Origin of the sequence: Paeniroseomonas aquatica (assembly GCF_030409335.1) — a bacterium.
In the GTDB taxonomy this organism is placed as follows: Bacteria; Pseudomonadota; Alphaproteobacteria; order Acetobacterales; family Acetobacteraceae; genus Belnapia; species Belnapia aquatica.
On record NZ_JAUFPN010000030.1, the window covers coordinates 1 to 4,430 of the forward strand.

At 68.4% G+C, this 4,430-nt stretch carries 7 protein-coding genes; all 7 read left to right on the plus strand.

Translation table 11 applies throughout. The annotated features are described in order from the left end of the window. Positions 1–1,171 (plus strand): helicase HerA domain-containing protein (locus QWZ14_RS03250; RefSeq protein WP_290315132.1); only part of this gene is annotated, 1,171 nt, incomplete at its 5' end. Continuing rightward, positions 1,171–1,893, plus strand: a complete 723-nt coding sequence (locus QWZ14_RS03255) for a type IV secretion system protein (RefSeq protein WP_290315133.1) — start codon at positions 1,171–1,173, stop codon at positions 1,891–1,893. The genes QWZ14_RS03250 and QWZ14_RS03255, both read left to right, overlap by 1 nt. Next, complete coding sequence (locus QWZ14_RS03260) at positions 1,893–2,327, plus strand: hypothetical protein (protein ID WP_290315134.1); 435 nt, start codon at positions 1,893–1,895, stop codon at positions 2,325–2,327. The genes QWZ14_RS03255 and QWZ14_RS03260 overlap by 1 nt, the downstream gene beginning before the upstream one ends. A gap of 94 nt (positions 2,328–2,421) precedes the next feature. Next, complete coding sequence (locus tag QWZ14_RS03265; RefSeq protein WP_456307213.1) at positions 2,422–3,255, plus strand: type IV secretion system protein; 834 nt, start codon at positions 2,422–2,424, stop codon at positions 3,253–3,255. A gap of 40 nt (positions 3,256–3,295) precedes the next feature. Then, the gene (locus QWZ14_RS03270; protein WP_290315136.1) at positions 3,296–3,469 is read left to right on the plus strand and encodes a hypothetical protein; all 174 of its coding nucleotides are present in this window, start codon (positions 3,296–3,298) and stop codon (positions 3,467–3,469) included. Next, positions 3,466–4,254: a VirB8/TrbF family protein gene (locus QWZ14_RS03275; RefSeq protein ID WP_290315137.1), complete on the plus strand. Its 789-nt coding sequence runs from the start codon at positions 3,466–3,468 to the stop codon at positions 4,252–4,254. The genes QWZ14_RS03270 and QWZ14_RS03275 overlap by 4 nt, the downstream gene beginning before the upstream one ends. Further along, positions 4,251–4,430, plus strand: a 180-nt coding sequence (locus QWZ14_RS03280; RefSeq protein WP_408903625.1) for a hypothetical protein, incomplete at its 3' end; no start/stop codon positions are given. The genes QWZ14_RS03275 and QWZ14_RS03280, both read left to right, overlap by 4 nt.

The following is a 4,430-nucleotide window of genomic DNA, read 5'->3' on the forward strand; positions in this document are numbered from 1 at the left end:
GCGGCTGCTGACCTCGGCCAACACCGGGTTTGACCTGTCCTTGCATGTCGGCGGCCTGCCGCACATGGCGATCTTCGGCCCCTCCGGGTCGGGCAAGACCGTGTTCCTTGGGATGCTGGTGGCCGCCCTGGAACGGGTCACCGGACCTTGCGGGACCGTGGTGGTGTTCGATAAGGACAACGCCAACGAAATCCTCGTGCGTGCCATGGGTGGGCGCTACCTAACGCTGCGCTCCGGGGAGGATAGCGGTCTGGCGCCGATGCGGGCGCTGTCCAACACGCCCGACGCGCGGGTGTGGCTGCTGCGCTTCGTGGTGGGGCTGATCCGCGCCGACGACGGCCCGCAGCCCGACGCGATCGAACTGCGCCGGCTGTCCAAGGCCATCGCCTTCCAGCTGCGGATGCCGCCCGCTGGCCGCTCCATCGCCGGCCTCTGCGCCTGGCTGGTGGGCGAGGGAGCCAGCAGCGCCGGCAAGCGCCTGGAACGCTGGGGACGAGACGGCGACCTCGGATGGGCCTTCGACGGCGAGGCTGACGCCTTCGACCCCGACACCGGCCTAGTGGGCGTCGACTTCTCAGCGCTGATGGAGGACGAAACGGTGCGCGGCCCGGCCGCCTCCTACTTGCTGCACCGGGTCCGCTCCGTGATCGACGGCCGGCGCTTCGTGCTCGCGGCCGACGAGTTCTGGGCCTACTTGCCCGACGAGCGGTTCGCCAAGGCTTTCGAGGATTTTGCCCTCACCCTCCGCAAGGGCAACGGTGCCCTCGTCATCGCCACCCAGCAGCCACAACAGGTGCTCCGCCACCCGATCGGCGCCACCCTGGTCAGCAACATCCCGACCAAGGTCCTGTTCCCGAACCAGTCGGCCAGCCGGTCCGCCTACTGCGATGTGGGCGACGGCTCCGAGAGCTTGCACTGCACCCCCGGCGAGTACCGTGCCGTAACCGAAGATATGGCCGCTGGGGCGCGCTCCATGCTGATCAAGCGCGACGCTGGCTCCGTGGTCTGCCGGGTGGAACTGCCGCCCACCATGGCGTCGCACCTGGCGGTGCTGAGCGGCAAAGTCGGCACCGTCCGCTTGCTGCGTAAGATCCGGCGCGAGTTGGGGACTGACGAGCCATCGGCGCTCCTGCCCGAATTCCACCGACGGCTATCGGAAGCGGCGACCTGATGGAGACGCAAGGGATGAAACGGACACAACTGGCGGGGGCGGCCATCGCTCTGGCCCTGATAGCGCCAGACGCAGCCAGAGCGCAGATCCCGGTGACGGATGCCGTCGCCAACGCGCAGGCCCAGATCACCAACTCCCAGCTTTACCAGCAGGTGGCGCAGGCGGTTACGACGGTACGGCAGCTTGAGCAGCAATATCAGCAGCTCCAGGCCACCTATAATGTCCTCGCCCACACCACCAACGTCTCGACCTACGCCAACCGCCTGGGCAGCGTGGCCAACGGCTTCGGCGCCAACCAGATCGGCGGCGCGATGACAGGCTTGGGGAGCCTGGCAGGTGCCGCTGAGCAGGTGGCCAACCTGCGCTTCTTCTCGTCCTCGGGCACCGACTTCTCGGCAACCGAGCTGACCCGGCGGGCGCAGCGCCTGGGCAACATCCAGGCTGCGGCGGTGCAGGGGATGCAGCAGTCAGAGCAGCGCATCGCCGGCCTGCGCGAGTTGATGGGCGAGATTGATGGGCAGCCCGACGTGCAGGCGTCGGCAGCGCTGAACAACCGCATCCAGGCCGAGCACGCTCTCCTGTCCGCGCAGCAGCAGCAGCTTGCGCAGTTGCAGATGATGGCCGCCGTGCAGCAGCAGGGCGACATGCTGCGCGCGGAGGAGGCACAGCGGCAAAGCGCGGAACAGTGGCGGGATAGCCTGCCGCCGCTGGGGGACGACTGATGCGCGGCACAGTGCTCGCACTCGCTCTGGTAGTCGTGGGCACCGCGCCTGTCCTCGCGCAGCAGTCACGCGGGGAGGTCCGTGACGTTCCCTGGTATCAGGCCCGGCCGCAAATCCTCGAAGAGACCTTGCGCCGCTGCCACCGCGACGCGCGTTTGGCCGCGACGTGGGATTGCCAGAATGCCGAGGGCGCCGCCTCGTCGCGGCTGGGCCAGCCGCTACCTAACACCTTGCCGCGCGCGGGCCAGGGCCGCCAGGCGCCGCCCGTGGATAGCACCGGCCTTCCGGAACCGGACTTCAATCCGCGCACCAATCCGTTCGGCTATCAGTCTCTCCGGCGGGCCTGCTCAGAGCGCGGACCAGGTTCGGAGATGCTGACCCCCTACTGTAGCCAGCTTGGACGCTACCGGGAGGAGGGTTCCGGTGGCCGCTGATTTTTTTCAGAAAGTATCGTTGATCTTCGACACCAATTTGCTCGACAGCATTAATGGCGTCATTACAAGTGGCTTGGCGTGGGCGCGCCCGCAGGTGCGGGCGGCGGCCACGCTGTTCATCCTCATCTCGGGTTGGCTCGTGCTGACCGGCCGCATGGACAAGAACGTGCTCGCCGGACGTGTGCTCCGGATCATGGCCGTGGCCGCACTGCTGACCTCGACCAGCGTGTTCAACACCTACGTCCGTGACCTGTTCTTGCAGGACATTCCCAATACTGTCGGTGCCGCGCTGACCGGTGGCAACACCTTCGCCCCGGCCGCGCAGTTCGATGCGCTTTGGGCCGCGACGCAGCGCATGGCGGCCACCGTGCTCGCGGAGGCCAACGGCTACACCCAGCTTGGCGAGCGCATCATCATCCGCCTGTTCATGGGCCTCTCCTTCATGGCCCTCGTCATCATTTTCCTGATGTGGGTGATTGCCCGCGTCGTTATGGGCATGGTGNTCTTTGTAGACCGCTGGGTGGGCAAGCTCGTCTCGCTGACGCTTGTGCAGGTGAGCATCGGCGTCATGCTGCAAATGCTGATGAGCGGCTTCAACAACTACGTCCGTGCCGCACAGGGCAACATGGGCACCGGCCTGGATGAGCGGATCGGTGCGCTACTGCAACTCGCCGCCTGGTATTGGTGCGGCCTGCTGCTGATCGGCGCGCTGACCGGCGTGGCCTACTCCATTGGCGGCGGCTTGGCCGGTTCCTTCGCCCCGCACACGCAAGCCCTCGGCGAAGCCATCGATCGCGGCATGGCGTCGATGCAGCGCAGTTCCGGCAGGAAAGCCTCGGCCGCCACCAACGCTCGCCAGGAAGGCTACCAGAGCCGCACGGCCACCGCCGCCGAGGCAACGGCCGCCAATACCGCGCCGAGGGGCTGATCCTGTGCGCGCGCCCTCCACCCCTACGAGGTTTCCCGTGATGAAGCCCGCGCTGCTGCTCTCCTTGCTGGCCCTGGCCGCCTGTGCCGGCTTCACCGAAGCCCCGGCCTGCCGCGGCGAGGTATTCCGGCTCAACCCGAGCCGGATGGTGCCGCCGGCCAACCTTGCCGCCACGGCACCCGTAGTCGCCCCGGCCGGGAGCGTCATGCGTTGAACGCCATCCGTCCGCCCCCGCCTCCCGCCTCCTCCGTGGACGGCCCCTCCGACGCCGAGATGGCCGCCGCCGTGGTGATTCCCCGTGGTGAGTTGAACCGCCTCTACGCCGAGACGCAGGCCCGTCAGGCGCGCGAGGCCCTCCATGCCAAGCGCATCAGCACTGGCAAGACCGTCGCCATCGTCGGCCTGCTGGGCGTGGTCGGGATGCAGGCTCTCGCGGCCCTCCAGCTCTTTCCCCTGGTGCGGGTGGTGCCGGTCGTCGCCGTACCTCAGCCGGACGGCAGTATGGCCACCGTGGTCCATGGCGACGCCCTGCCGGCGGCAGTGCAGGAGCGCGCCGTGCGCGCCACCCTGTTTCAGTATGTCCGCCTGCGCGAAGGCTGGTCCTCCGGCGAGGCCGGCTACGCCTACGATGTGGTGAGCCGCATGTCCGCGCCGCAGGTGCGGAGCGCCTTCCAGGAATGGTTCAACCTCGCCACGCCTCCCGGCCCGCAAGCCGTGTGGGGCACTCGCGCGACGGTCACAGTGGAACAGCTGAGCGGCGCCCTGCTGCCCAACGACACCGCGCAGGCCGATGAAATCTATCAGCTCCGGTTCCGCCGCACCGAGCGCGCCCACGGCCGTCCGCCGGTCGTGTCCTCCTGGGTCACGACGCTGCGCTACCGTGCCGGCCAGAATATCGCCTTCACCGACGGGACCACGATCAACCCGTTGGGCGTGCTGGTCACCGAATACCGCCCACCCGAGCGCGAGGGCCTGCCGACGCTGGGAGAGGCCCGATGATCCGCAGCCGTCTCACTATGCGGCTGCTGCTGGCCGCCTTCGTTGCCCTGCCGCTGGCCTGGGGCGCCCCGGCCGTCGCGGACGAGGCCCCGGTCCCAGCCGGGGCCGATCCCCGCGTGCGAGTGATCGCTTACGATCCGCAACAGGTGGTGAAGCTCTACGCTGTGCCCGGCGCG